Source organism: Micromonospora sp. NPDC053740 (assembly GCF_040677775.1).
Classification (GTDB): domain Bacteria; phylum Actinomycetota; class Actinomycetes; order Mycobacteriales; family Micromonosporaceae; genus Micromonospora; species Micromonospora alfalfae.
Genome location: NZ_JBFASO010000012.1, coordinates 141,466 through 168,262, shown reverse-complemented (window position 1 = coordinate 168,262; position 26,797 = coordinate 141,466). Strand labels below are relative to the sequence as shown.

The 26,797-nt window shown below is 68.2% G+C and carries 30 protein-coding genes; 29 read left to right on the top strand and 1 reads right to left on the bottom strand.

The genetic code is table 11. The annotated features are described in order from the left end of the window. Nucleotides 1-18: 18 nt before the first annotated feature. From AB0K35_RS28120 to AB0K35_RS27995, 26 genes are all read left to right on the top strand, one after another. On the top strand, nucleotides 19-555 hold the full coding sequence (locus tag AB0K35_RS28120) for a hypothetical protein (RefSeq protein ID WP_363889052.1): 537 nt from the start codon (nucleotides 19-21) through the stop codon (nucleotides 553-555). Beyond that, nucleotides 512-2,101 (top strand): phage terminase large subunit, encoded by a 1,590-nt coding sequence (gene terL / locus AB0K35_RS28115; protein WP_363889049.1) that lies wholly within the window; start codon nucleotides 512-514, stop codon nucleotides 2,099-2,101. Before AB0K35_RS28120 ends, terL begins: the two co-directional genes overlap by 44 nt. An 18-nt stretch (nucleotides 2,102-2,119) precedes the next feature. Beyond that, nucleotides 2,120-4,153 carry a DUF935 family protein gene (locus tag AB0K35_RS28110; protein WP_363889047.1) on the top strand — a complete coding sequence of 678 codons (2,034 nt, stop codon included), beginning with the start codon at nucleotides 2,120-2,122 and terminating at the stop codon, nucleotides 4,151-4,153. Nucleotides 4,154-4,173: 20 nt separating this feature from the next. Continuing rightward, entirely contained in the window at nucleotides 4,174-5,793 is a 1,620-nt protein-coding gene (locus AB0K35_RS28105) for a phage protease (protein WP_363889044.1), read from the top strand. Then, nucleotides 5,786-6,151, top strand: a complete 366-nt coding sequence (locus AB0K35_RS28100; protein WP_363889042.1) for a DUF2190 family protein — start codon at nucleotides 5,786-5,788, stop codon at nucleotides 6,149-6,151. The genes AB0K35_RS28105 and AB0K35_RS28100 overlap by 8 nt, the downstream gene beginning before the upstream one ends. Before the next feature lie 12 nt (nucleotides 6,152-6,163). Next, the gene (locus AB0K35_RS28095) at nucleotides 6,164-7,078 is read left to right on the top strand and encodes a hypothetical protein (RefSeq protein ID WP_363889040.1); all 915 of its coding nucleotides are present in this window, start codon (nucleotides 6,164-6,166) and stop codon (nucleotides 7,076-7,078) included. A gap of 14 nt (nucleotides 7,079-7,092) precedes the next feature. Continuing rightward, on the top strand, nucleotides 7,093-7,587 hold the full coding sequence (locus AB0K35_RS28090) for a hypothetical protein (RefSeq protein WP_363889038.1): 495 nt from the start codon (nucleotides 7,093-7,095) through the stop codon (nucleotides 7,585-7,587). A gap of 88 nt (nucleotides 7,588-7,675) precedes the next feature. After that, entirely contained in the window at nucleotides 7,676-7,939 is a 264-nt protein-coding gene (locus AB0K35_RS28085) for a hypothetical protein (RefSeq protein WP_363889036.1), read from the top strand. Then, nucleotides 7,936-8,499: a hypothetical protein gene (locus AB0K35_RS28080; RefSeq protein WP_363889033.1), complete on the top strand. Its 564-nt coding sequence runs from the start codon at nucleotides 7,936-7,938 to the stop codon at nucleotides 8,497-8,499. Before AB0K35_RS28085 ends, AB0K35_RS28080 begins: the two co-directional genes overlap by 4 nt. Nucleotides 8,500-8,607: 108 nt before the next feature. Next, complete coding sequence (locus AB0K35_RS28075; RefSeq protein WP_363889031.1) at nucleotides 8,608-10,062, top strand: glycine-rich domain-containing protein; 1,455 nt, start codon at nucleotides 8,608-8,610, stop codon at nucleotides 10,060-10,062. Between the two features lie 18 nt (nucleotides 10,063-10,080). After that, on the top strand, nucleotides 10,081-11,853 hold the full coding sequence (locus AB0K35_RS28070) for a polysaccharide deacetylase family protein (protein WP_363889029.1): 1,773 nt from the start codon (nucleotides 10,081-10,083) through the stop codon (nucleotides 11,851-11,853). A gap of 11 nt (nucleotides 11,854-11,864) precedes the next feature. Further along, the gene (locus tag AB0K35_RS28065; protein ID WP_363889026.1) at nucleotides 11,865-12,275 is read left to right on the top strand and encodes a hypothetical protein; all 411 of its coding nucleotides are present in this window, start codon (nucleotides 11,865-11,867) and stop codon (nucleotides 12,273-12,275) included. A 14-nt stretch (nucleotides 12,276-12,289) separates the two neighbouring features. Next, on the top strand, nucleotides 12,290-12,718 hold the full coding sequence (locus tag AB0K35_RS28060; RefSeq protein WP_363889024.1) for a DUF6093 family protein: 429 nt from the start codon (nucleotides 12,290-12,292) through the stop codon (nucleotides 12,716-12,718). Between the two features lie 14 nt (nucleotides 12,719-12,732). Then, nucleotides 12,733-13,086 carry an HK97-gp10 family putative phage morphogenesis protein gene (locus tag AB0K35_RS28055; protein WP_363889021.1) on the top strand — a complete coding sequence of 118 codons (354 nt, stop codon included), beginning with the start codon at nucleotides 12,733-12,735 and terminating at the stop codon, nucleotides 13,084-13,086. Beyond that, nucleotides 13,079-13,525: a hypothetical protein gene (locus AB0K35_RS28050; protein ID WP_363889019.1), complete on the top strand. Its 447-nt coding sequence runs from the start codon at nucleotides 13,079-13,081 to the stop codon at nucleotides 13,523-13,525. The genes AB0K35_RS28055 and AB0K35_RS28050 overlap by 8 nt, the downstream gene beginning before the upstream one ends. Continuing rightward, on the top strand, nucleotides 13,518-13,841 hold the full coding sequence (locus tag AB0K35_RS28045) for a hypothetical protein (RefSeq protein WP_363889017.1): 324 nt from the start codon (nucleotides 13,518-13,520) through the stop codon (nucleotides 13,839-13,841). The genes AB0K35_RS28050 and AB0K35_RS28045 overlap by 8 nt, the downstream gene beginning before the upstream one ends. 172 nt (nucleotides 13,842-14,013) lie before the next feature. After that, entirely contained in the window at nucleotides 14,014-14,226 is a 213-nt protein-coding gene (locus AB0K35_RS28040; protein WP_363889014.1) for a hypothetical protein, read from the top strand. A gap of 5 nt (nucleotides 14,227-14,231) precedes the next feature. Further along, on the top strand, nucleotides 14,232-14,732 hold the full coding sequence (locus AB0K35_RS28035; RefSeq protein WP_363889011.1) for a hypothetical protein: 501 nt from the start codon (nucleotides 14,232-14,234) through the stop codon (nucleotides 14,730-14,732). Nucleotides 14,733-14,828: 96 nt separating this feature from the next. After that, a complete protein-coding gene (locus AB0K35_RS28030; RefSeq protein ID WP_363889009.1) occupies nucleotides 14,829-15,038 on the top strand; it encodes a hypothetical protein in 210 nt (69 codons plus the stop codon). Continuing rightward, complete coding sequence (locus AB0K35_RS28025; protein WP_363889007.1) at nucleotides 15,035-15,649, top strand: hypothetical protein; 615 nt, start codon at nucleotides 15,035-15,037, stop codon at nucleotides 15,647-15,649. The genes AB0K35_RS28030 and AB0K35_RS28025 overlap by 4 nt, the downstream gene beginning before the upstream one ends. A 122-nt stretch (nucleotides 15,650-15,771) precedes the next feature. Next, nucleotides 15,772-16,059, top strand: coding sequence for a hypothetical protein (locus tag AB0K35_RS28020; RefSeq protein WP_363889004.1), 288 nt, complete (start codon nucleotides 15,772-15,774; stop codon nucleotides 16,057-16,059). Nucleotides 16,060-16,467: 408 nt separating this feature from the next. Then, entirely contained in the window at nucleotides 16,468-19,161 is a 2,694-nt protein-coding gene (locus tag AB0K35_RS28015; RefSeq protein ID WP_363889001.1) for a hypothetical protein, read from the top strand. Next, on the top strand, nucleotides 19,162-20,550 hold the full coding sequence (locus AB0K35_RS28010; RefSeq protein ID WP_363888999.1) for an SGNH/GDSL hydrolase family protein: 1,389 nt from the start codon (nucleotides 19,162-19,164) through the stop codon (nucleotides 20,548-20,550). It begins immediately after the preceding gene. A gap of 18 nt (nucleotides 20,551-20,568) precedes the next feature. Then, nucleotides 20,569-21,987 carry a hypothetical protein gene (locus tag AB0K35_RS28005; RefSeq protein ID WP_363888996.1) on the top strand — a complete coding sequence of 473 codons (1,419 nt, stop codon included), beginning with the start codon at nucleotides 20,569-20,571 and terminating at the stop codon, nucleotides 21,985-21,987. A 44-nt stretch (nucleotides 21,988-22,031) separates the two neighbouring features. Then, nucleotides 22,032-23,153, top strand: coding sequence for a DUF5047 domain-containing protein (locus AB0K35_RS28000; protein ID WP_363888992.1), 1,122 nt, complete (start codon nucleotides 22,032-22,034; stop codon nucleotides 23,151-23,153). After that, nucleotides 23,153-23,863 carry a hypothetical protein gene (locus AB0K35_RS27995; protein ID WP_363888989.1) on the top strand — a complete coding sequence of 237 codons (711 nt, stop codon included), beginning with the start codon at nucleotides 23,153-23,155 and terminating at the stop codon, nucleotides 23,861-23,863. Before AB0K35_RS28000 ends, AB0K35_RS27995 begins: the two co-directional genes overlap by 1 nt. Here the strand turns inward: AB0K35_RS27995 and AB0K35_RS27990 are convergent, their stop codons facing one another. Further along, nucleotides 23,864-24,418 (bottom strand): DUF3152 domain-containing protein, encoded by a 555-nt coding sequence (locus AB0K35_RS27990; RefSeq protein ID WP_363888986.1) that lies wholly within the window; start codon nucleotides 24,416-24,418, stop codon nucleotides 23,864-23,866. A 68-nt stretch (nucleotides 24,419-24,486) separates the two neighbouring features. Between AB0K35_RS27990 and AB0K35_RS27985 the strand changes: the two genes are divergently transcribed. The 3 genes from AB0K35_RS27985 to AB0K35_RS27975 all read left to right on the top strand — a co-directional run bounded on the left by AB0K35_RS27985 (nucleotide 24,487) and on the right by AB0K35_RS27975 (nucleotide 26,774). Continuing rightward, a complete protein-coding gene (locus AB0K35_RS27985; protein WP_363888983.1) occupies nucleotides 24,487-25,011 on the top strand; it encodes a hypothetical protein in 525 nt (174 codons plus the stop codon). A 214-nt stretch (nucleotides 25,012-25,225) separates the two neighbouring features. After that, nucleotides 25,226-25,930: an HNH endonuclease signature motif containing protein gene (locus tag AB0K35_RS27980; RefSeq protein ID WP_363888980.1), complete on the top strand. Its 705-nt coding sequence runs from the start codon at nucleotides 25,226-25,228 to the stop codon at nucleotides 25,928-25,930. Continuing rightward, nucleotides 25,881-26,774, top strand: coding sequence for a hypothetical protein (locus AB0K35_RS27975; RefSeq protein WP_363888977.1), 894 nt, complete (start codon nucleotides 25,881-25,883; stop codon nucleotides 26,772-26,774). The genes AB0K35_RS27980 and AB0K35_RS27975 overlap by 50 nt, the downstream gene beginning before the upstream one ends. Nucleotides 26,775-26,797: the final 23 nt, after the last annotated feature.

The window sequence follows — 26,797 nt, the reverse complement described above, 5'->3', positions numbered from 1 at the left end:
TGGAAAGGATGTGTGAACGTGCCCGCATCCCGCGCCCAACGCGCCCACGTCGCCAAACGCCGCGCCGAAGCCGTCGCCATGCGCATGGCCGGCGCGAGCTTCCAAGACATCGCCGACAAACTCGCCTACAACAGCCGCGGTGCCGCCTGCCAAGACGTCAACCGGGCGCTGGAAGCCAACCTCGCCGAGCAGCGCACCGCCGTAGAGGTGCACCGCGAAACGGAGCTGCAACGCCTGGACATCCTGTGGGCTGACGCGTGGGCGGTACTCAAGCGCGAGCACATCACCGTCTCCCATGGCAAGGTCGTCTATGACGAACGGACCCTCGCCGACGGTGAGGCAAAGCCGCTGCTGGACGACGGGCCGGTGTTGCAGGCCATCTCCACGCTGCTGAAGATTCAGGAACGGCGGGCGAAGTATCTCGGGTTGGACGCTCCCACGAAGGTGGAGGCGATCACCGTTGACGCGCTCGATGCTGAAATCGCGCGACTCGCTGCCGAGCTTGGCGCAGATGAAGTTGGAGCGGCTGCGGACGCTGCGGGCGCTGAAGGCTGAGAAGGAGCAGCGTCGGCAGGCGGAGGCCCGTCAGCAGATCACCCGAAACCGGGAACGCTGGCCGAGCCCACTCGACATGGGCGCCGCGTTGGATCCGCCCCGTTTGGGCGACAACGGCGACCGGGTTGGGGTGTGGCGCACTCCCGCCCTCGATCTGATCAACGCGGCGCTGGTGGATCTGGCCGAGGGCCGCGAGAAGAAGATGGCCGCGTTCGTCAGCCCCCAGGAGGGCAAGTCGACCACCGTCTCGTACTGGTTTCCGCTGTGGTTGCTCGCCTGCGTCAACCCGGACCTGCGGATCCTCATCGTCTCGTACTCGGATGAGATGGCCCGCCGGTGGGGCGCCGAACTGAAGACCGCGCTCGAACGGTGGTCCGGCGACGAAGGCGAAACCGATCTGGGTTTGCGGCTGCGCAAGGACTCCCGGGCGGCAGGTCGGTGGAACATCGCCGGGCACCGGGGGCAGGTGTACTGCGCTGGCCTGTCCGGCGGAGCGATCACAGGCAAACCGGGTGATGTGATCGTCGTTGATGATCCGTTGAAGAACATGCGGGAAGCGCAGTCGGAGAAGATGCGCGACGCGGCGATGAGCGCCTACCAGTCGGTGTTGGTGCCGCGCATGGGTTCCCCGAACTCGAAGCTGGCGTGGATTCAAACGCTGTGGCACGAGTCGGAGCCCATTCAGCAGATCATCGCCAACGAAGGTGTCCGTGAGGACGGCGGCCGGTGGCGGGTCATCCGCATCCCCGCCGTCGCCGAAGAGGACAACGACATCCTCGGCCGCAAGGTCGGCGAGGGGATGATCTCAGCCCGGGGGGAACGCAACTGGGCGGAGATCCGCAAGGCGGTCGGCGAGTACGTTTTCTCCGCCCTCTATCAGCAGCGGCCGGCGCCCGCCGAAGGCAACCTGTTCAAGCGGATCTGGTGGCGGTATTGGACGCCCGCCCCGTCTGGCGGTGTCGGCCCTCGCCTTGACTTGGCTGGTCGCATTTTCCCCCTCGACGCGTGCTGGCGGTTCGGCACGATCGACCTTGCGAGTTCCACGAAGACGTCGGGTGACTGGACGGTCATCTCCGCGTGGGCCCGCACAGGTGACGGGGACCTCGTGCTACTTGACCGCACCCGCGCGCGGATCGGCGAGGCTGACCATTTCGCAACTGCCCGGCCGCTGGTTGAGCAGTGGCGGTTGGACACCCTGTTTGTGGAGGAAAGCCAGTTCGGGACCACGTTGGTGAAGGAAGCCACCCAGAATGGGGTACCGATCTCGCCGTTGAAGGCGGACACGGACAAGCTCACCCGGGCACTGCCGGCGTCGGCCCGATGCTCGAATGGCCGGGTGTGGCTGCCCGCAGGGGCGTGGTGGACAAAGCTTTGGGTCGATGAGCATGCCGCTTTCCCCAACGGCTCCCACGATGACCAAGTGGACACCCTCGCCTACGCGGTGCGGGTGTCGGTGACAGCTTGGGCCCCACCCGCTCCGAAGCGTCAACCCGTACCGGAGCGAACCTCTGAGCGGCCCATCGATTTGATGAACGAGCCGATGTAGTTGCCGGGGGTGGTCGCCATGGCCCTCCCTACCCGCCTACACGGCAGCGTTTCCGACGGCACCTATGACGCGTGGCTCGGCGAGGCACTGGAGCAGGTGCCCGCCCTCGTCTACCCACTGTCGGTGGAGACGTATGCGCAGATGCGCCGCGACCCGCAGTTGGCGGCGATCCTGGCCGGGTACACGTTGCAGATCCGCCGCGCCTCGTGGTCGGTGAACCCTGCCGGGTGCCGCCCGGAGGTGGCGCAGCTCGTCGCAGACGACCTGGGTTTGCCGGTGACCGGTGATGACACCCCCCGGGCCGCCCGGGTGCGTGGGGTGTCGTGGGCGGAGCACCTGCGGGCTGCGTTGGCGTGCCTCACCTACGGGCATTCGGGGTTCGAAATCCTCGCCGAAATGCGCGCTGGGCTGGCCCGGCTGTCGATGTTGGCGGAGCGGCCCGCGCACACCATCACCGCGATTTACGCCGACCAGCGGTCGGGTGCGTTCCAGGGCGTCACCCAGGACATTCCGGGCCGGCTGGATGTGCCGCAGATCAAAGCGGACCGGATGGTCTGGTACTGCCACGAGCGTGAAGGCAACTCGTGGCAGGGCACAAGCCTGCTCCGGCCGGCGTACGGGCCTTGGCTGTTGAAGCGGGAACTTCAGCGGGTGCTGGCCACGTCGTCGCGGCGCTTCGGCATGGGTGTCCCGACGGTGAAAGCCCTACCGGGAACCAGCCCCACCGACGGGCAGATGACCGCCGCCCTCGGCTTGGCCACCTCGGCGCGGGTTGGGGATCAGGGCGGCGCCGCCGTTCCACCCGGGTTCACGTTCGAGTTGGTGGGGATGACCGGGTCAACCCCGGACACGTTGGCGTTTATCCGCTACCTCGACCAGCAGATGTCGCGCATGTCGTTGATGAGCCACCTCGACTTGGGCACCTCCGAGTCGGGGTCGCGGGCGCTCGCCGAGTCGTTCGTGGACGTCCTGATGATGTCCATCCAGTCGGTGGCGGAAACCGTCGCGGACACCATCACCCGGCAGGCCGCCGCCCGCCTTGTGGGCTGGAACTTCGGCGACGACGAACCCGTGCCAGCCGTGACGGTGTCGGGCATCGGGGACCGGCGGGAGATCACCGCCCAGTCATTGGATTTGCTGCTGCGCTCCGGCGCCCTGTCGGCGGACCCCGCTTTGGAGGCGCACATCCGCCGCGAGTGGCGGCTACCGGAACGCCAGGCCACCCCTGAGCCGGTGCCGCGCCCTGTTGCGGCGGGGGCACGTCGGCCGCGTGCGGTGGCAGCGGCGGCACCTGTCGAACCTGCGAACTACCAGGATCTCGCCGATCAGCACGCGCAGGCGGTAACGGACCTCTCCGCAGTGTGGGAGCAGGAATCGCCGCCGCTGGTGGACGCGTTGACGGAGGCTACAGCCGCCGAGGTGTCCGCAGGGATGCTGGTCGGGTTTGGCTCCCTGGCGGTGCCACCGGTGGTGACCGCGGGTTTGACGGCGGCGCTGATCGCCACCCTGTCCGCAGGCGCAGCGTTAGCGGCGGCCGGCGCGGCAGCCGAACTGGCCGCACTCGGCATCGTCGCCAGCACGGCCCTCGGAGACGACCACACCACCCGCATTGAGCAGATCGCCGAAGCCACCGTTGGCCTCATCGTCGCCGGCTACGCGTCCGGTGCCGGCCGGGTCGCGATGGCGCAGACCGGGCCTGACACCCCGGCGTCGACCGTGGGGCAGGCGGTCCGGGATCACCTCATCGACCTGTCCACTGCGAAAGGCTCCGGCCTGGTGGCGGGAAACCTCGCCGCCGCTGTCACCTCCGCACAGGCGGAAGCCCGACGGGCTGTCCTCGAGCAGGCACCTGCCGGGACACGGTTCGTCGCCAACGAGGTGTTGGACGACGGCAACCGCTGCGGGCCCTGCGGCGACGTGACCGGAACCGAATACGACAGCCTCACCGCAGCCCTCGTCGACTACCCAACCGGGTTGCGGTTCAAAGACTGCGCGGGCGGTCACCGCTGCCGCGGCCTCATCGCACCGCTCCTACCCATCGTCGCCGGATAGCACGGGATGGGGTGGGCGTTATGACGTTGACCGTTCCCGCACCGCCCACGTTGGCGCGGGTCAACCGGGTGGAGTTGGTGCACACCGGTTCGTGGAACGCCAAGTCGGGGCCGGTGACGTTCACCCCCGACGACCTGGCCTCAGCGGTGGGCGCGTTCGACTGCCCTGCCGTGCGGCGCCCGGTGCTCAAGTTCGGGCACGACGGGAACCACGGTGCGGGGGATCCGGCGATCGGGTGGGTGGACAACCTGGCGCTGGACGACGACGGCGGGGCGCTGGTCGGTGACTTCGTGGGCATGCCTGCCTGGCTGGCCACGCCCGACAGCACGGGCAGCTCGGTGCTGTCGTCCGCCTACCCGGACCGGTCGATTGAGGGCGAGTTCGACTACCGATGCCAGTTGGGCCACAACCACCCGTTTGTGGTGCACGCGGTGGCGCTCCTCGGCGTGGAGCGGCCCGGTGTCGGCACCTTGCCGTCGCTCCAAGGCCTCGCCGCCGTGTACGGGGTGGAACTCGCCGACGGCACCGATCCGACCGGGACCGCCGTCACCGTGGCGTTCGCCGCCGAACGCGCCGCCCTCCCCAACGACGAACCGGTTGCCGCTTCGGTAACTGATGGAAGGAGCATCATGCCGAACCCGCGCCCGGCGAAGGTCGCCGCGAGCGTGTCCGTGGAGGACGTGCGCCGCGACTACTACGACAAGGCGCCCTGGTCCCACTGGATCACTGAGGTGCACCTGGACCCGCTGCAACTGATCGTGGTGGATGACGACTCCGGCCAGCGGTGGCGTGTCCCCGTGGATGTGACCGGAGACGACACGTTCACGTTCGGTGAGCCGGTGCAGGTGCTGGTCCGCTACGTCGACAAGCCCGAGCAGGTCGCCGCTTCCGTCGGCCAGCCGATCGTCTACGCCTCACGGGCCGAGTCACGCCCCGGACAGCAGCCCACCGCGTCCACCCCCACCGAACCGGCCGAGCCGACCGCAGAGCCGGTCGAGCCCGCACCCGCCGAACCGCTGGCGAACCCCGAACTCCCGGCCGCCGAGCCGGAGCCCACAACCGAACCGAAGGAGGACCCCGTGTCCACCATGAGCGATGTCCGCTCCCGGCTCGGCCTGCCCGACGACGCGGACGAGGCGGCGGTTTCCGCCGCTGTCCTCGCCGCCATCGGCGGCCAGCCGACCGAACACACCACCGACGCCACCCCGGAGGCGGTCACCGAACCGGAGACGCCCGCCGAGCCGACCCCCGTCGCCGCGTCCACCAGTCCGGCCCTGCCGGACGGTGTGGTCACCATCGATCGGGAAGCACTGGCTGAGCTGCGCCGCAACGCCACCCTCGGCGCCACCGCGCACGAGCGGCAGCGCGTCGCCGACCGTGACGCGACCATCGCCGCCGCCATGAACGACGGCAAGTTCGCCCCGGCCCGCAAGGACCACTGGGTGAAGGCGTGGGAAGCCGACCCGGAGGGCACCAAGGCCACCCTGTCGGCGCTGGAGTCGGGCCTCATTCCGATGGCCGCCGCCGGCACCGCCGGCCCGGGTGAGCCGGAGGTCGACGAACTCGGCATCAACGACACCGCCCTCGGTAGCTGGGCCAACCAGCTGGGCGTGGACGCGAAGGAGCTGTCCCGTGGCTAACGACTACCTGCCCAAGTTCAAGCCGGGCCAGGCCATCACCCGCACCGCCACGGCCACGATCACCGCCGGTCAGATGGTCACCGTCGCCGGTGCTGTCGCCGTGGCTGACTCCACCACCTGGCTGGGTGTGGCGTCCCGTGACGCCGTGTCCGGGCAGACGATGGGCGTCTACGCCGACGGTGTGCAGCGCCTCACCGCGTCGGCGGCGGTCGCCGTCGGTGACCGCGTCAAGTGCGCGGCAGCCGGCAAGATCGCCACCCTCACCGCCGGTTCCGACGCCTACGACCGGCTTGTCGGTATCGCCCTCGAAGCGGCGGCAGCCGACGGTGACGTCATCGCCGTCAAGCTGGCCCGATAGGAGCCCTGACAGATGCCTAACGTTTACGCGCCGGCCGCCCCAACGGTGTCCGGCGACAACATCACCGTCAACCGGCTGGTCAATTCGCCGGTGCTGATCCAGCGGGCGCTCCGCACTCTCGCGCAGATGCGTCTGGTGGGTGACAAGATCCTGACCGGGTCGGTGGACCTGACTGGTACGGGTGCGGTCAACTACGAGGTGTCCGAGGCCATCATGGCTGCTTCGCTCGCGGAGCGCATCGATGACCTGATGGAGTACCCGCTGTCGGCGGAGCCGTCGGCGGTCAACCAGATGGCGGCTGCGGAGAACTGGGGTCTGTCGACTCTGATCTCCGACAAGCTGGTGGCCCGCAACCGGGTGGACATCGTCAACCGCAAGATGATCAAGCTGGCGAACCGGATCGCGTTCGGCTTCGACAGCCTGATCCTGTCGGCGGTCGCGTCGGCGGTCACCCAGACCAGCGCCGCAACGGCGACGTGGAACACCACCAGCGCGGACCCGTTCGCCGACATCACCCTCGGCGCGGCCGTCGTGGACTCCCTCAACCAGGGTTACGAGGTCGACACGGTTCTCGCCACCCCGACGCGGTGGGCTCGCCTCATCGCCTCCGCGAAGATCATCGAGCGGGCTCCGCGTGAGGACGGCGACTCGCTGCTGCTCACCGGTCGTCTCGCCCGCATCGCCGGCCTCAACGTGTGGAAGACCACCAACATGCCGCCGTCCGTGGACGTCATGCTGATCGACTCCCGGCAGCTCGGCTCCATCGGCTGGGAAGACCAGGGCGGCGGCTACCTCGGCGGCGCCGACGGTGTCCAGTCGAAGCGGATCCGGCTGGAAGAGAACGACGGATGGAAGATCCAGGGCCGTCGGATCGGTGTGCCGATCGTGCAGGAGCCGGGTGCCGCCGTCAAGATCACGTCCACCTGATCGGGGGTCTGACCATGACTGAGAAGCTTCTGCGCGGCAAGGCGCCACTGACACTGTGGCAGGGTGCGAACGGCGCGCCGGGCGGTCACCTCTACCGGGGCGGCCTGCTCGACCCGGAAACCGTGGACGCCGACGACCGCAAGCGCCTCATCGACGAGGGTTTCCTCGACGTGGTGGTGCGCAAGGGTGAGTCGTTCGTGCTCGCCGAGGACACCGACACCGGCGACAAGGGCGACCCGGTGACCGTAGGCGACGCCGGCCTGGTGCCGGAGTCGGAGACGGACAACGGGACGGTCAACACCCCCACCGAGCCGGTCGCTGACCCGGAGCTGGAAACGCGTCGTGCTGCGGCGCGGGCGAAGGTTCCGGCAGACGGTTCCGCCCCGAAGTCGAGCAACGGCCAGGACGTGTGGGTGGAGTACCACGTGTCCAAGGGCGGCAACTACGACGACCTCGTCAAGCAGGACAAGGCGGAGCTGATCAAGCTCGCGCAGTCCCGCCAGGCGTAACCCCATGTGAGCCCCGGCCGCCCGCCGTTCTGGCAGGGCGGCCGGGTACCACCCTCACCCCCGATCGGAGGCACACGCGGTGGCGAACGTGCAACACGCGACCCTCGTCGCAAACACCGTCACCACACTCACCTTCACCACGAACGGCGCGAAGGTCGAGGTGTTGAACGTTGACGGGGCCGCCGAGGTGTACTTCCGCACCGACGGCGCCAACCCGACGGTTGGTGGGGCGAACTGCCACCCGCTGCCGGCGGCCGTGAACAGTTGCGAAGCGGCGGACGAGTCGACGGGCGACACCGTTGTGCGGCTCATCTCCGCCGGCACCCCCCGAGTGTCGGTGCGTGTGTGGTGACCGCCCGCGCGTTTTACGGCGGCGCAAGCGGTTCGCAGCCGTCCCAACCCTCCGACCGCGGCTACCTGGCCTGGACGCAACCCCCGTACGCGGTCACCGCTGGCAGCGTCATCCCGACCGCCGGGGTGCTGAACTTGCGCCGGGTGCGCCGGGTGCCTGCCGGGTCGGTGTCCAGCATCGTCGCGTTCGTCGCGGTCGCCGGTGTGACGTTGACAGCCGGGCAGTGTTTCGCCGCCCTGTTCACCGCGTCCGGAACTCGGGTGGCGCAGACCGCCGACCAGGCTTCGGCGTGGGCGTCCACGGGCTTGAAGGTGATGCCTTTGGCTGGTGGTCCGTACCCGATCGCGGCTGGTGACTACTACGTCGGCGTGTGGTTCAACGGCGCCACCGGCCCGTCCCTGATCCGCTCGGGAAGCGTCAGCTCCGTTGTCACGAACGCCGGCCTGACTGCCCCGAGCCTCGAAGCGGCGACCGCCGACACCGGTCTCACCACCACCGCCCCGGCGTCGTTCGCGGCGCAAACCCCTGGCGTCTTCGAGTTCTGGTTCGCCCTGGCCTAGCCCGCCGGCCGCGCGGACTTCCCCGCCGACCCACTTTTTCTTGCCTCACCCAGCCGCGCCCGGATCACCGCGCGGCCATCCCACCATGCCCCGAAAGTGAGTCCCACCATGCCCGTGCCCGCTGGAGGCAACCCGTCAGGCGCGTCGTCGCGGCTCACCGGGCCGGATGAGGCGTACCGCGTCGTGTACCTGCAAGACGGTCGCGCGAAGGCCCGCGGCTACCCGGTGCCGTTGTTCGCCGACGAGGGCGGGTCGGTTCCCGCCGATGTGCTCACCATGACCGGTGATGACATCCCCGAGTCGACGCTGATTGTGGACGTCCATTCCCGCATCCCCCTGTTCCAGTACCCGGAGGGCGTGGACGTGGTGTACACGTCCATCAACGGCGGCCCGATCGTCCCGCTGTACGCGCGCACCGACGACCGGATGGACACCCTCAGTGAGGTTGTCGCGGCGTCGTTGGACCGGTCGTCGCACACCGGAACCCAGTCGTACACGACGATCACCGGCTTGGGTGACGCCGCCCTGCGTGCTGTGGGCACCGCCAACGGGACGGTCGCAGCCGGCAACGACTCGCGGATTGTGGGGGCGGCGCAGAAGTCGGCGAACTTGGGTGACTTGGCGAACTCGTCGACAGCCCGCGCGAACCTTGGTTTGGGCAACGTCGACAACACCGCCGACTCGGCGAAGCCGGCATCGGGTCCGCAGGTCACCGCGATCAACCAGGCGGTCGCCGCAGCGGCGGCTGCTGGGGCACCGGATGTGCAGACGTTCACCGCCGATGGGACGTGGACGAAGCCTGCCGGGGCGAAGATGGTGCAGATCATCGCGATCGGCGGTGGTGGCGGTGGCGGTTCTGGCCGGCGCGGTGCGGCGACCACGAACCGTGGTGGTGGCGGGGGCGGGTCGTCCGGCAACATGCTGCCTGCGGTGTTCCTGCCCGCGTCGTCGCTCCCGGCCACTGTTGCGGTGGCGATCGGCGCTGGTGGTGCTGGTGGGCCGGCGGTCACTGTTGACGACAGCGGCGGCCAGAACGGCTCCAACGGTGGGCACAGTGTGTTCACCGGGTTCGTGACCGCGTACGGCGGTCTCGGTGGGGGTGGTGGCACCACTGCTGGTGGTACCGCTGGCGGCAACTTCTCCGGCCTCAACGCCGCCGGTTCCGCTGGTGGCACCGGTGTGGGCGTGTCGTCCGGTAACCCCTCATACGGGCCGTCCGGCGGCCCCGGCGGTGGCGGCATCAGCACCGCCGATGTGGCCTCGAACGGCGGCGGCGCGAACCAGATCGTGTTCGCCTCCGCTGCCGGTGCGGTGAACCGTGGCGGTCAGGTTGTTGGCGGTGCAGTCGCCCTGGCCGGCGGGTCCGTCCCGGCTGGCACACCCCTGCCCGGTGGTGGTGGTGGCGGCGGTGCTGCGTCCATCACCGCTGCGGCCGGCGCCGGTGGCAACGGCGGCCTGTACGGGGCTGCCGGTGCCGGTGGTGGTGCGTCGCTGAACGGCAACAACTCAGGCAAGGGCGGCGACGGGGCTCCCGGCATCGTCCAGGTCATCACCTACATCTAGTCGGAGCGGGGTGTAGGTATGGCGCGGCTTATCGGGCCTGACGAGGCGATGCGGTTGGTGTACCTGCGTGACGGGCGAGCCCGAGCGCAGGGCCTGTTGGTGCCGTTGTGGCAGAACAAGGCGTGCACCATCCCGGCGGATGTGTTGACCGTGGATGGGGAGCCAATCCCCACGGCCACGGTCACCATCGACGAGTACTCCCGGATCCCGTTGTTCCAGTACCCGGACGGGCTGGATGTGGTGTACACGGCGGTCAGCGGTGGCCCGGTGACGGAGCTGCGGGCAGGCACGGACGCCCGGGTGTCATCGCTGGCCGCGCAGGTGGGTGGTGTGGTGGGGCAGGTGGCCACGGCCATCGCGGACGTTCCGGCGAAGTCGGCGAACCTCGCCGATCTGCCCAACGCGGCGACCGCCCGCACCAACCTTGGCCTCGGCAATGTGAACAACACCCCCGACTCGGCGAAGCCGGTGTCGACGGCGCAGCAGACGGCGATCAGCCTGGTGCAGGGCACCCTCACCACGGCGATCGCGGATGTGCAGGCCGCCGCCGCCGCGCCGATCGAGGTCGCCGGCACGAACCTGACCGGTGTGGCGTTGCAGGCCAAAGGTGGGTCGATCGGGACGGGCGGCAAACCCGTCGTCAGCATCCGCTTCGATCACCATTTGACGAACCTCAAGAACACCATTTGGCCGCTGCTGGTCGCGCGGGGCATGCCCGCCACGGTGGGTGTGGTGTCCCGGTGGCCCACCGGTGACAGCCTGTCAACGGGCACCACGTGGGCTGATCTGCGGGCCATGTGCCGGCAGGGTTTGGAGGTGTGGTCGCATTCGGCGACGCACGCTGACGCGGCCACCCCGGCGCGGCTGGTGGAGGAAATCGTCACCTCCAAGCAGGAGATCGAGGCGCAGGACATCAAGGTGTGGGGCTGGCAGGTCCCGGGCTTGGAGCCCACGGACCCGTCGTGGCGGCTGGAAACCAACGACCACCTCGCCGGCTTGGCCGGCAGGCTGATCGCCCAGACGTACCCGTTCAGTGAGGGGTACAGCCTCGGCAGCACGTGGCGGTCGATGCCACACCGGTCGTACCACGGCCTCAACCACTTGACCATCGAGCTGATGTCGCAGGCGGCGGTGCAGTCCACCGTCACCCAAGCGTTGGCGTACGGGTCGGGCATCCAACTGATGCTGCACCCCGGGTACATCGGCCTCAACGGCTACATGAGCCTGTCGGCGTTGACCGGCGTTCTGGACTGGCTGGCGACCAAGCGGGACGCCGGGGAGTTCGACATCATGACCGCCACCGGGTTGATTGCCGCCGACCCCAACCACTCCCGCAAGCTCAACCTGCTGGGCAACAGCTCGTTCGACCCGGACTACGCGGCGTTCTGGACCGGCTGGAACCACGGCGCCGGGGTGTCGCTGCGGACCACGACCGGGCACACGGGCGCGAACTTCGTCGAGTTCACCACCTCGGGCACGTCGAAGCTTCAACAGATCACGTCCGCGCTCACGTACACCGGGTCGCAGGGCGGCACGTTCCGCGTGGAGGCGTGGATCCGGGCAACCGGGGCACTGCCCGCCACTGGGACCATGCGGCTGGTCGACAACACCAACTCCGCCCGGTACGACGAAACACGGTCGTTCACACCCTCAGCGCTGAACGCGTGGCAGAAGGTGTGGTGGAACACCACCCTGCACCCAGCCACCATGCAGTTGCGCATCGAGCTGGGCAGGGACGCGAACGTCGCCCAACCCATCCAGTTCGACGACATCACCGTCACCCCCGTGTAGGGAGGGCTGTCGTGCCGGTTCCCGCAGGTGGCGACGAGCTGATTTTCAGCAACGACCTGACCCAACCGGTTGGCATGCTGCGGCTGCTGATCACGGACACGTCCGACGTGCCGGCCGACCAGTTGTTCACCGATGAGCAACTGTCGGCGCTGCTGGCGATGGAAGGCCACGTCGTCAAGCTGGCGGCAGCGTCCGCCTTAGAGATCATCTCCCGGTCTGAGGTGCTGATCTCCAAGAAGATCACCACCCAGGACTTGTCCACCGACGGACCCGCCGTGGCCGCCGAGCTGCGCGCGCAGGCGAAAGCGCTGCGGGAGCAGGCAGCGAAGGATCGTTCGGATGGGGGCCTCGACCCCACGCAAGCCCTACTGCCCCTCTACTCGTTCCCGGCGCCTGTCCCATGGGGTGACAGCTACCTCTGAGCGGGGGTGATGTGGTGCCGCTGCCGAACACCCGCCTGATCCACCCGCGCTTCGAGCAGCACCATCGGCCAGTCGCGGACCGGCAGGCCACCGCCACGTGTCGGGTTGAACGCCCGGCCACGCAGGCGGTGTGGGACGACGAGGCGGGCAAGAACGTGTACCCGCCGCCGGTGCTGCTGTACGTGGGGCCGTGCCGCTACCAGTACCTGTCGCCGGCAGGGCAACCCGTGGTCGCTGACACCACCACACCCCTCGCCGATGTGCGGGTCACCCTTTCGGTCGGCACGGTGGTGTACCAGGCCAACGACCTTGTGACCATCACCGCCACCACCACGAACCCTGACCTTGTCGAACGGACCCTGTCAGTGACCGCCGTGTCGGGTAGCTCCATTTCGTGGCAGCGGGACCTCACCTGCCAGTTGAGGCAGCCCACCACCCGATAGCAGGGGGGTGCGCCGTGGACGACTTCGACGGCCTAGCCGACGACATGGACGGCGCCGGGGACAAGCTCGGCCGGGACGCCCACGATCTGGTGCGGTCGGCAACGCTGCGGACGGAGCACCTTGCTAAAGCCCGCGCGCCGGTGCTCACCGGCCACCTCCGCTCGTCGATCTCGTCAGACTTCGACGGCGGGCCGGGTTCGGCGGTCATCACCGGCGAGACGGGACCAACCGCCTCGTACGCCCATTTCCTGGAGCACGGCACGTCGCGGATGGCCCCGCAGCCGTTCCTGAATCCTGCCGCCGATGTGGTGGAACCCCAGTTCTACGCCGCCGCCGAGATGCTGGCGGGGCAGGTGCTGGATGGCTGACACCGACGTCGGTTGGGCGCACGCCGAAGGGTTGGCGGCCCTGCTCGAACCGCTGCCGTACCAGTTGCACATCGGTCAGGTCACCGAGAAGAACGGCCCGCTTGAGTACCCGCACCTGATCCTGTGGCCGCCGCCCGCCACCCGACCCGCGGTCACGTTGAACGGGTACGGCGGTGAGGTCACCACCGTCACCCAGATCACGGCGGTGGGCCAGGACCCCCGCGAGGCGATCACCGCCTTGGATCGGGCGTCAGCGCTGTTGCACCGCAGGCGCCCCACCATTCCCGGCCGGGCTTGTTCCGTCATCACCCACAACGCGGAAGCGGCGGGTCCGCCTCAACCCCAGCGGGATGAGCAGGCCCGCACCCCCGACGGCCACGCCCCGTTTTTCACGTTCGCCCTATTCACCCTGCACTCATCGCGGAGCCCTGATGGCTGAGATCCCCGTCCGAACACCCTCCTACGAGGGCCTGAACCTGAACCTCACTGCGGCTGCGGCGAGCGACACCGCGAAGTGCGGCCCCGGCTACAGGCTGCTGGTCAACAACGGCTCCGGGTCATCGATGACGGTGACGATCGCTGTGCCCGGCAACACCTCGTACGGGGTGGCCGCACCGGACAAGGTGTTCACCATCCCCGCAGGCCAGTTGTGGGAGATCCCGCTGCTGGACGTGTACCGGGATCCGGCGGACCGGCTGGCGCACCTGACGTGGTCGTCGACGACGACCGTCACCCGCATCGTCGTGAAGCGGTAAGGGGGCTGTCATGCCGAAGTGGATCAGGGTGCGTGACACCCAAACCGGGCACCTTTTCGACGTGGAAGCCCGCTCGCTGGAACACCGTCGTGGTGTGGAACCGGTGAACGATCCGGAGCGGTGGCCAGACATTGAGGGGCCTCGCGTAGGGCCCCGCCCTGCGAAGCCGTTCGTGGGGAAGGACGGCCAGGCCGCCACCCCCGCCCGGCTCTGCGATGGCGTACCGGGCGACGGCGGTGAGGCGTTCATCCCCCGCAACGACGGGCAGCCGCCGAACGCCGAAGCCGAGAGCCCGGATGCCCCTGCCGATGGTGGGCGCACCCGCCGCAAGACCCCCAGCACCCCGGCCGACGCGCCGGCTGACACCAGCGCACCGAAGGAGTAACCCCTGTGACGATGCCCAGTTCGGTGCCGGCTGACGGTAATCAAGCCGTCTGGTGGGCGCCCGCCCTCGCCGACCCCGAGAACCCGACCGTCGCCGAACTCACCGCCCCCTCCGTGGTCGATGCGTCGTGCTACCTCACTGCCGAGGGGTGGACCCCGTCCACCGATGAGCAGGTTGTCACCGATCAGCGGCTGTGCTCGACGTCGGACTACGAGCAGCCCGGCCGCCTCCAACACACCCTCGCGGTCAGCTACGTCCACAACCCGGACTCCCCGGCCGACAACGAGTTGTACCTGGCGTTGACCCGCCTGACCACGGGTTTCTTCGTGGCCCGCATCGGTGTGCCCTACGACCAGGCGATCGCGCCCGGCGACAAGGTGGATGTGTACCCGGCGAAGATGGGCTGGCGGACGAAGAACCCAGGCACGGGGAACGCGGTGTTGACGGTGAACCAGAAGCCGTTTATTACCGGCCCGGTCGTGCAGGACGCCGTCGTCGTCGCCTAACCTTCGCAACCCCCTGAGCTGGCGGTGTGGGCTTACAGCCCTTAGCCCACACCGCCTCCTAACCGTGTCCAAGGGCTGACAGGAAAAGGGCTGACCATGTCGAAAGTTGTGCTCGAAGCAGGCGTTGCTAGCGGTGAATACCACCTCTTCGTGGATGGGGTCGACATCGGCCCCGCCATCAAGGAGAAGGGGGTCTACGTGCGGTGGGAAGGAAGCCGCCCACTGGTTGAAGTCGAGTTGCTGCCGTCGAATCTGCGCCTCGACCTGCCGGACGCGATCGTGCGCGTGGTGGAGGGACTGTCGTGACCCGCACCGCCAAGACGGCGCCTCCGCCGCCGAGCACGAAGGACCGGTTGCAGGCGGCGAAGCTACCCGAACGCACCGTTGACATTTGCCTGCGCGGTGACCTGCAAGCCGAGTGGGAAGACCTCCACCGGCAGTTGGCTGACGCGGAGGTGGCCGCCGCCAAGGACAAGCGGCTGAACAGCACTGGTGCCGTGCAGGCCATCGCCGATCAGATCACCGCCGTGCAGGACCAGATGCGCGCCGACACCATCGTGTTCCGGATGCGGGCCCTCGGCCGCAAAGGCTGGGACGCCCTCCTCAAGCAACACCCGCCGCGCAAGGACAACAACGAAGACGCACAACTGGGCTACAACGTCGACACCTTCATGGAAGCGCTCATCCGGACGTGCACGTACAGCCCCGACGACCTCGACGACGAGACGTGGCGGGAACTGCTGGGTGACAACGACGACGAGCGTTCCCGCTCGGAGAAGGCCGGCGAGCCCGTCGAGGACGGCAAGCTGACCGAGTGGCAGTTCGCCCAGCTACAGAACACGGCCCTCGCCCTGAACGTGCGCAAGGTTGATGTCCCAAACTCGTTCGCCGCCTCACGGCTGACCCAGCCCTCCTAGCGAGGGTTGAAGCTGCGAGGCGGCTCGGGCTGAGCCTCCGCGAGTTCGACGGCTGGACCCCCGACCGGGTCACCGACTACGAGTACGACGACGCCGGGCGTGTCATCCGCTCCACCGAATGGGTGGAGTCGGCGTGGGATGAGCAGGAACGCGCCTGGATGTTGGCCCTCGCCGAATACGAAACGGACGTGTGCCCGCACTGCGGTGGGCCGTCCGACGTGTGCCAGTCGAAGGACGCCGACCGGAACAACCCCCGGGCGCAGTGGATTTACTGGCCAATCACCCCCGCCGAATGCGCTGTCACCACGGCGATGCGCCTGCACGAGCAGGACCCGGACGACAAGCGGGCGTTGATTCCCCGGGTGGTTCGGGTGCGCCGGGGTTCGCCCAAGCCGAAGAACGCCATCTGAGCGGTTGGAGGTGGCGGGGTGCGTCGCATCAGCGTGCAGTTCGTCGCCGAACTCGTCCGCTTCAAGCGGGACATGCGTTCCGGTGCCGACGAGGTCCGCAACGTCAAGAAAGAAGCGGTCGCCGCGCAACGTGAGGTCGCCGGGCTGGGCGCGGTCGGGGAGAAATCTGGCCGCCAGTTGGGCGACGGCATCGTCAGGGGTGCGGACGGGAAACTCCGGGACTCGCGCGGCAGGTTCGTCAAGGCCGGGCAGGAATCCGGTAAGGGTTTCGGTGACGGCTTCGAGAAGGGCGCCCAGGGTGGGCTCGGGAAGGTCGCCGGGATCCTCGGCGGCGGACTCCTCGGTGCGGGCGCGGCAGCCCCATGGCAGGGGCTGGCGTCCATCCCAGCCGTTGCCGGTGCCGCCGCCGTGTCGCTGCAAGGCATCCCACCACTGTTGGCGGCGATCGGCGGCGGCCTCGGTGCCATCCCCACCCTCGCCGCTGGTTCGGCTGCGTCCATCGGCACCGTCAAGCTGGCCACCGCCGGCTTGGGTGATGCGATCAAAGAAACGTTCGCCGACGACCGCGACCCATACCTGAAACTGTCCCGCAGCGGGCAAAAGTTCGTCACCTCGCTGGGAGCGCAACGCCACGCCCTGATGGGGTTGCGGAACCTTGCCCAAGACACCGTGTTCGCCGGGTTGGACCAGGAGATCAACGACCTGGCGTCGGTGGCGTTGCCGTTCGCCCGCACCCAGGTCATCCGGTTCGGCACCACCTGGAACACCACCTTCCGTGAGGTCGCCGCGTTGGGCCGCGACCCCGGTTTCCTGACCGGTCTCGATGCGGCGTTCGACACCGCAGACGGGTTCTTCGACCGGGTCAACTCCCGTATCGCCCCCACAGGACGTTCGCTGGGGTTGCTGTTCACCTCGTCCGTCCCGGCGGTCAACGCCTGGGGTGACGGGATCCTCGAATACGGCGACCAGTTCAACGCGTGGATTGACCGCACCGCCCGCACCGGACAGTTGGACCGGTTCTTCCAGGACGCCGCGGAGCAAGCCGACGCGCTGCTTGACATCGGTCGGGAAATCTTCACCCTGATCGGGCGGATCGGCGGCATGCAGTCCGGGTCGACCCTGCTGCGGGACATGGCCGACGCGCTCGCCCGTTTCAACGCCGAAGCCCACAACATGCAGTCCGTGGAAGGGATCATCCGCACCGGCAACGCCGCCATCGCCGGGGTGGTTGATGTGCTGGTGGTGCTCGGGGAAACGCTGGGGGAAACCCTCGCCGACCCTGGTACTGCCGCCGCTGTTGCCCTGTTCTTCGACGTGTTGAAAATGGGCGCTCAGATCGTCGGCGGTTTGGCGCAGGTGTTCGGTTTGCTGCCCGATCCCATCCAGGCGGTGCTGCTCGCCGGTGCCGCTTTGGTGCTGCTCGCCGGGCGGCTGTTCATTGCGTTCGGGAAAGCCCAAACCGCTGTCGGCGGGTTGACCGGCCGCCTCAACGACGCAGGTCCCGCCGGGCAGCGTGCCGCCCGGGGACTCGAATCGTCGGCGAAGGCCGCGGGGAAGGCGGTGGCGGTCTTCGCCGCGTTGCAGGTCGCCTCCGCTGTGCTGTCCGGGTTCCGCCGGGACGCCGCCGACGTGGACCGGCTGTCGAAGTCGCTTCAGGAACTGGCGGTGAGCGGCAAGGCGACCGGGGAAGCGCAGCGGATTTTCGGCGATGACCTCGACGGCATCGGGATGGCCGCCGCTGGCGCGACCGGTTGGTATGAGAAGTTCAACCAGAAGCTTGAAGGGTCGATCCCGCTGCTGCGGGACATCCGCGAAGGCGTGTTCGGGTCCTCGTTTTCGTCTCACGCCGACGACATCAAAGCGTTGGATGAGTCGTTGGCGCGGCTGGTGGAAACGTCGGGTAAGACGGCGTCGTTTGAGGTGTGGAACCGGGTGCTCTCCGAGTCGGGCATGAACGCCGACGAGTTGATCAAACTGTTTCCCGGGTATGCGCAGGCGTTGCAGGACGCCGAGCAGGCCGCCGGTGGTGCGGCCGTGCAGCAGAAACTGCTGTCCGGGTCGATGCAGGACGCCATCACCACCATGGGGTCGTACACGCGGGCGTGGGAGGTTCTGAACGGGGCGCAACTGTCGTCGGATGAGTCGGCGTTGGCGGCTAAGGACGCCATCGATCAGGTGACGCAGGCGTTCAAGGACAACAAGGATGTGGTCACCGGTAACTCCCGGGCGGCGTTGGAGAACCGGATCGCTGTGGGGCAGGCCGCGCAGGCTGCCGCGTCCGCGGCGCAGAAGAAGTACGACGAAACCGGGTCGATTGAGGTCGCGAATGCCGCGTACGACTCGTACATTGCGGCGCTGCGCAGGACCCTGGATCAGACGAACCTGACCGACGCCGAGATTGCCACATTGTTGGCGACGTACGCGCAGATGCCGCCGGTGAAGCAGACGGAGGTGTCGGCGCCGGGTGCGACGACTGCGACGAGGCAGGCGGAGGATTTCAACTTCGCCGTGCGTAACGTGCCGCCGTCGAAGACGGTGCCGTTTTGGGCGTCCACTGGTGAGGCGACGGCGGCTGTCAACGCCCTCAAAGCGAAGATCAACGACCTGAAAGACAAGCACGTCTACATCTCCGGCACTGTCCGTTGGACCAGCAAGGGTGACTTCAAGGTTCCCGGCGGCACCCTGCTCAAAGACCGGTGGGGTGGGGTCCACGAAGGCGGCTACATGAAAGCCGCCACCGGTGTGTTGCGCGAGGCAGCCATGTTCGGGCCCCGCTCCCCCGGCCGGTACATGATCGCCGAACCCGAAACGCAGGGCGAGGCGTTCATCCCCAAGGTTGGGAACCGGGACCGGTCCATCAGCATCGGCCGGCGGGCCATGGAGTGGTACGGCATGGACGTCGTCCCCAAGCGCTGGCTGACCGGCAACCCCGGCAGCATCGGTGTTGCCGCCGCAACCGCACCGCAGGACAGCGGACCCGTGATCCCCGTGGAAATCCCCATCTACATCGGCGACGAGGTGGTGCGGGTGGTGCGCACGGAGATCAGCGGCAACAACCGGCAGTTGAAGCGGAAGCTCGGAGCCGGGGCGGGGAGGGTATAGATGGCACGCCTCCTCGGCCCCGACGGGGGCACCCGCTACGCCTACCTACCATCAGGTGCACCGGCGGCCAACGCCAACGCCGTCGCGTACACGGACAGCGCGGGCACCCTCCTCGCCGACATTCGCACCTACGACGGGTCGGAAACCCCGGGCGCGGTCATCCTCGCCTCACAGGTCACCACCGACGGAAACGGGCAACTTCAACTGTTCTGGTTCCCCGACGGGCTCGACAAGCTGTGGGTGCGCGTCGGCGACGGCCCCCTGTTTCCGGTGGACGCGGACAACAACCGCCGCTTGGACGCCCTCACCGCTGCGGTGGATGGGGCGGGCCACAACCGGTCGCTGCGCAAGTGGTACGGGGCTCTGGCCGCCCGCCACGAATCCATCGCCTCAGTGGTGGTCATCGGTGACAGCAACTCCGAAGGATCAGGGGTGACCGCGCTGCGGCGCCGCTGGCAGCAGGTGTTGCAGTTGGAGTTGCGGGCACGGTTCCAACCGTCGGGGGTTGCGGGGGCGACGACGGCGTACATTTCCGCGTCGCCGCGCCTGAGCCCTTTGCCGGGTGACTACCCGCGCACGGTGACAGCTGGGGTGACCACCGCCTCGTACGGGTTGGGTATCCGCGCTGCCGCTGTCATCACCGGCGAGTCGGTGACGTTCACGTTCACTGGCACCCGGGCGCGCCTGTTCGGCACGAAGGGCGCGTCGGTCGGCAAGTACTCGATCAAGTTGAACGGTGGCGCCGAAACGGTCGTGGACGGTGTCAACGCCTCGGTGGTCAGCGGGCAACTCATCTGGGACTCCGGTGCGCTGACCGTGGGTGCGCACACGGTGGTGGTTGCTCGTGCCGCGTCCACGGTGACCAGCCCCGGACCCGTCTACCCGGAGGGTCTGATGACCTACAACGGGGACGAGTCGTCGGGTGTGCGGGTTGTTGACGCATCCCGGCACGGCGCGACCCTCGCGACGTTCACCGGCAGCACGGTGTGGCAAACAGCTTTCACCGCCGTGGAGGGCAAAGGGTTGCTGATCATGCCGTGGGGTGCCAACGACTCCACCTCCGGCACCAGCGTCGCAGCGTTCCGCACCGGCGTGGAAACGCTGATCTCCGCCGCCCGCACCGCCGGATTCGCAGGCTCGGTGCTGCTGGTGCAAATGCCGAAGCGGGGCACCGCCGACCCGCAGGTGTGGGCCGACTACCTGGCACAGATCGACGCCATCGCCGCCGCCGACCCGGACGTGGCCACCCTGAACCTGCGGGCGCGGATGCCTGATCAGGGCACCTCGGAGGCAACCACCCTCGGTCTGTACGCCGACGAAGTGCACTACAGCGACAAAGGCCACGGGTGGATCGCCGACCAAATCGCCACCGCCATCCTGCCCCGCTAACCGAACAGGGGTGAACCTGTGCCGATTCCCGCAGGCGGCGGAACCCCACCCGTCATCCCCACCGGTCCCCTGTACTACGACCCTGTGTTGTCGCGGGTCCGGTTGACCGCGACGGGCCTGCTCGACTCGGAACCGTGGACGGTGCAACGGTCCACCGACCTGATCCGCTGGGCGACCGTGCGGGGCGGCTCACAGCTCACACCGGTCGCCGGCACGGTGCAGGTGGACGACTACGAATTCTCCCCCAACGTCACCAACCACTACCGGGTTGTGGGCCCCACCTGGTGGGACACGTTCAGCCGCACCGTGACCGGCGGGTGGGGCGGCACGTGGGTCCACTCGGGTGGCGTTGGCGCGAACTACGCCGTTCCTGGCGGGGTCGCCCAACACCTCCAGACCGGCCCCGGAACCCTCCTCACCTCACTGGTGGATGTGGGCGTCACCTCCGGCACCCTCCGCGTTGACGTGAACGTCCCAGTCACACCCACCGTCGCGCCGATCACCGTGTGGGTGCCGGTGCGCGCGACCGGCCTCGGTGACTACTACGCCGCGCATCTCACCTTCGGCACCGACGGTTCGGTGAAACTGTCCCTCGGCAAACGTGTCGGCGGGACGCTCACCTTCCCCGTCAGTCTTGTGCCGGTGGGCACCAACAACACGGCGTTCCGGTGGCAGATCCGGGTGAACTGGCAGGGTTCCACGGTGCGGGCGCTCGCCTTCCAGGGCAACTTTGTGCCCGACTGGCAGGCCACCATGACGGACCCGGACATCACCGTGGGCACCCAAGCTGGGGTGTTGACCCGCCTGGAATCGGGCAACACCAACGGCGCGGTCACGATCACCGTCGACAGTTTCGTGGTCACGTCACCGCTCGCGGCGGCGTTCACCGGGTCGATCGTCCCAGCTTTGGACACGGTGTGGTTGAAGTCGATCGCCCGCCCATTCCTGAACAGGGCTGTGGTGGTGCGGGACTTCTCGGACGTGTCCCGCCGTTCCCGCGCCGGGGTGTTCGACGTGAAAGGCCGCACCATGCCGGTGGCGGTCACCGACGTGCGCAGCTCCCGGCAGTGGACGTTGGACGTCAACACCTACGACGAGCAGGAACGCACCGACCTGGATTCCCTGCTGGCCGCCGGGGACATCCTGCTCGTTCATGTGCCCGTCAACGCCGGGCGGATCTCCGCCGTGCCGGGCGGGTACGTGACTGTGGGCGACACCCGGGAAGCGACACCGCCCACGGCGGAACTGGTGTGGCGGGTTTTCTCCACACCAATGACGGAGGTCGCCGCACCCGGCCCTGACGTGGTGGGGTCCACCGGCACATGGCAGACGGTCCTCAACACGTACGCCACGTGGGCTGAGGTGATGGCCGCGCACCCGTCGTGGACTGATCTGCAAGAACTCATCGGCGACGGCACCGAGGTCGTTGTTTCCTGACCCTGCCGGGTCGGTGCCAACCTCAGCAGGCCGGGGGTGGGATCATGCGCCCGGTAACTGACGCCTTTCTCGCCACCGTCCGCGGCTCTCACAGGGCTGTGTTCGACGCCCGCGTGGTCACCCCCGGGCAAACCGGCGTTGACCCTGACGGCACACAGCTCGTCATCCTTGACGGGGATGTGCAGCTCGACGGCACCGCCGACGTCCGGTCAACCCTGGAGTTGACCACCGACGGCACCAACATGTGGCCCACCGGTTCCGGTTCGCTTCTCGCCCCGTACGGCAACGAAGTGTTCGTCCGCCGGGGCATCGCGTACGGCAACGGGGTCACCGAATGGGTGTCCCTCGGGTTTCATCGCATTGAGACTTCCGAGCAGGACGACGCCCCTGACGGGCCCATCCGACTGTCCGGCCGCGACCGGATGTCCGGGATCATCGAAGGACGGCTGCCGGGAGCCCGAGCATTCCCAGCCCCGACCACCCGCGGGGCAATGCTGGCCGCGCTGGTCACCGAAATCTACCCGTGGGCGACCATCGAGTGGGACGAACCGGCGGTCCGTGATGGGGCAATCGGCCGGCAGATCATCGTCGAGCAGGACCGCCACGCCGCATGCGACGAACTCGTAACGACGGCCGGGAAGTCCTGGTGGTGGGACCACCGCGGCGTCCTGGTGGTCCGCACGCCAGCGGATGCCACCGCACCCGTGTGGGAGGTCAACGCCGGGCAGGACGGTGTGCTCGTGTCGCTGGGCCGCCGACTGACCCGGGAGGGCGTCTACAACGCGGTCGTGGTGACGGGCGAGGGTGCGGACAGGGCGGCACCCGTGCGGGCGGTCGCGTTCGACAGCGGCAGCCAGTCACCCACCCGTTGGGGTGGGCCGTTCGGCCGGGTACCCAAGTTTTACAGCTCACCCCTGATCACCACCTACAACCAGGCGTGGGACGCGGCCAGGAACATGCTGTCAAAGGAACTGGGCCTGCCGTACGCGGTGGACTTCACTGCCGTCCCCAACCCGGCGTTGGAACCGGGCGACCCGGTGCGGGTGGCGTACCCGGGACGGTCGGAGACGCACACCATTGACCGGTTGACCATCCCTTTGACGTCGGACGCACCACTGAAAGCGTCGACCCGGGAACTGACCACCGTGTTGATCCGGGGGCTCTGATGACGTACCCCACCGACGACCTGACACCCCTGTTCGCCGCCCAGCCGGCCGCGACCCTCGGCTACCGACAGGGCATCGTTCGTGCGTGGAATCCGACGAACGCGGAGAACACCGTTGAGGTCGATGGGACGTTGGTGGAGAACCTGACGATCCTCAACACCAACAACGACGCCCTCCAACTCGCCCCCGACGATGTGGTTGGCATCCTGACCACCGGGGCGGCAGCCAGTTCGTGGATGATCCTCGGGCGGGCCACCACCCCCGGCACCCCCGCCGCCGAGTCGTTGCTGTCGCAGGTGTCCAGTGGCATCGCATCCGCCGTCATCAACACCCAGCAAAGCACCACCTCCGGCACCTACACAGACCTGGCCACGCCTGGTCCGTCGGCGACGGTGACAATCCGGGCCACCGGAAAATGCCTAGTGATCCTCAGTTCACAGATGGGCTACGCAACCGCGGGGTCCATCGGTGGATGCAAGGCGTCGTTCGTCGCCTCAGGCGCCAACACCATTGCCACCTCAGGGCAACGGTCCATCAACATGGTGTCCAGTGTCGGCGCACCCAGCACCTACCGCATCGACCAGTTCGGGGCCACGTTCTACCTCGACGGGCTCAACCCGGGTGCCACCACGTTCACCATGAAGTACGGGGCGCAGAACGGGGCCACCGCCGACTTCTCCGACCGGGTGATCGTGGTCTTCCCCCTCTGATCAGGGGTTCGGCCACACGTTGTACGCGCAGCCACCCAACTTCCAGTTGGTGCCGCGCATCACCGGCGCCGGCTGGCCGGGGGCAGGGCAGTCGGTGTGCTCACGGTGGCCGAGCATGTGCCCCAGTTCGTGCAACACAATCCAGGTCCGCTGATCTTCGAGGGTGCCCCCGACGGCGGCGAACCTTGAACCCAGGACCGTCCACGCTTCCACGGTGACCAGTGCGATCCGCGCGTTGAAGTGGGCCATGCCGATGTAACCGGTGCTGTCCATGCGGGTGGTGCCCCCAACACCGGGTTGCACGACCCGCAGCGTGAACAGGTCCATGTCGGCGCGCCACCCCCGCTGGTCGTTGACGAGCCGCCCAACCTCGGCGGCCACCTCAGCGTGGGTGAGGCCAACACGGTCGTCGATTTCGATGGTTGGCGGGGCGTACACCACCACCAGTGCGGTGCCGCCCTTGGCTGGCGGCCCGGCGAGGACGTTCACCCACGCGACCACAGCCGCCGCGGTGAGCGCCGCCGCTATCACACCTGAGCCAACGATCCGCCTCACTGTCACCCCCTGACCTGGTGTCGGGACTGACGGTAGCGACCCCGTACCACCTGTGACAGGAGGCGCGCATGTCCGGCACCACCAGCGTTTACGGTTTGCCCTATCAGACGACCGGCGACGCCCCGAACGGCCCTGTGTTGGGTCAACAACTGGCGGAGGCTGTTGAGGCGCTGCTGTTGGCGAAGCAGCCCATTCAGGCGACCGCCACCCTGTCCAGCCAGTACACGTTGACGACCACCACCACCGACCTGTCCGGCTGCACGATCACCAAGAACGTTCCCCGGGCGAGCGCGGTCGCGTTGCTGACGTGGACGGCGGACTGTGTGCTCACTTCCGCCGGCACCGCGTCCCTGCTGGCGGTCGTCAACGTGATGGTGGACGGGGTGGATCAGGCGTTTCCGCAGTCGGTGTGGGGGCCGGGCAACCTGGCGGTTCAGGCGAACTCGCGGGGCACCACGTCCGGGTCCATGACGGTGGTGTTGTCAGGGTCGGGTAATCACACGTTCAAGCTGCGGGCGGCGGCGGCGAGCGCAACAGGGCAGATCAAGCTGAACGCGCAGCACACCAGCCTGTCGGTGGTGATTTTCCCGTGACCCGCGCACCCGCGAACCTGCTGGCTGTCCGCAACCTGCTCCTCACCCACCTGGACAACGCCCCTGGCCCAGACGACCTGGACCCGGGTGAGGTCGGCGTGGTGGGGGGTCCACAGAGGTGCGGAAGGCGCTCTGAACTGCGATAATTAGGCGGCCCCGGCGCGATTGCAGTCGCCCGGGGCCTGACGGAACACCTATCTAGGAGGTGCCCGCGATGGGCGATGCTACCTGCTGCCTGCCGGAGTGCAACCAGCCGCGCGACTGCCGCGACATGTGCAAGCCGCACTACGAGCCTCAGCGTCGGCGCGGACTCATCAACGTCCGCCCTCGCCTTTCACCAGAGCAGCGGTTCTGGGCAAAGGTGAACGCGGACGGCGCTTGTTGGGAATGGACCGCCAGCGCCGATGCGGCCGGATACGGAACCTTCAACACGGGCAGCCGCACGGTGAGCAGCCATCGCTATGCGTGGACTGCCTTGGTCGGCCCTGTCCCTGACGGTCTTGAGCTTGACCACCTCTGCCTGAACCGCAGATGCGTGTTCCCGGACCACTTGGAGCCGGTGACCCACGCGGAGAACGTGAGGCGGCAGGGCAGGAACCATAGGACGCACTGCCCGAGCGGACACAGGCGTGCCACGAATCGCTATGCCTCCGGACGCCCCGGGTGCAGGGCTTGCAACCGGGAAGCCAACCGTCGCCGGTACGTCCCTCAGCCGGCGGTCGAGGTGACGCACTGCAAGAACGGCCACGAGTTCACGCCGGAGAACACGTACTTCCAGCTCAAGGCTGGTGGGCGAAAGAGCCGGCAGTGCCGCAAGTGCAAGGTCATCAATCAGCGCCGCTATGAAGCAAATCGAGATGGGAGCATGCATGACAAAGGCACCCGCAACGCTCCTCGGGGCGCGCAAGCTGCTGCTTGACCACCTCGGCTCTCACGGGCTTCAGCCCGCCGAGGTCGGCGTGGTGGGCGACACCGCCCACCAGAAGCAGGGCGACTCGTATCACCTCGGCAAGCCGGAGCAGCGCTCTACCGGCTACTCAGTGTCAGAGTCGCCCCGGGATAAGGCCGGGCTGAGTGAGCTCGCCGCCGGCTTGGACATTGGCGACTTCGCCGTGTCGGTGGCAGGCAAGCGGCACACGTTGGCGTCGTTCAGCATCTGGCTGGTCGCCCAGTGCAAGGCGAACAGCCCTGACACCCGGGACATCCGGGAGGTCATCTACAGCCCCGACGGCAGCACGGTGAAGCGGTGGGACCGGCTCGGCAAGCGGTCGACCGGCGACAGCTCGCACCGCCGGCACACGCACATCAGCTACTTCCGCGACGCCATCAAGGCCGGGCGCGACCAGACGGCGCTGTTCCGCCGCTACCTGCAATCCATCGGCCTGATCAAGGCCCCGACCACCAGCACGGAGGGCGACGAGATGACCCCCGAGGAACACAACTGGCTGGCCGCCGTCCACAAGAACCTCACAGTGCTGGACGGCCGCAACCCGATCGGGCAGATCTACACCCGCATGTCGACGGGCGAGGACGCCACGGACGCGAAGTACGTGCCGGAGACGCCGACGCTCAAGTCCCTCGGCAAGCAACTCACCGCGTTGCAAACCGCGCTGACCGCGCTCGCCGGCCGGGACTTCACCGACGAGCCCGCCATCGTCCAGGGCGTGTTGGCGTCGCTGACCCCGGAGAAGATCGCCGCCGCGATCCCGGCGGCAATGGCCAAGCAGGTCGCCGACGAACTCGCCCGACGCCTCACCGCCTGACCCAACAACACACACGGGGGCCA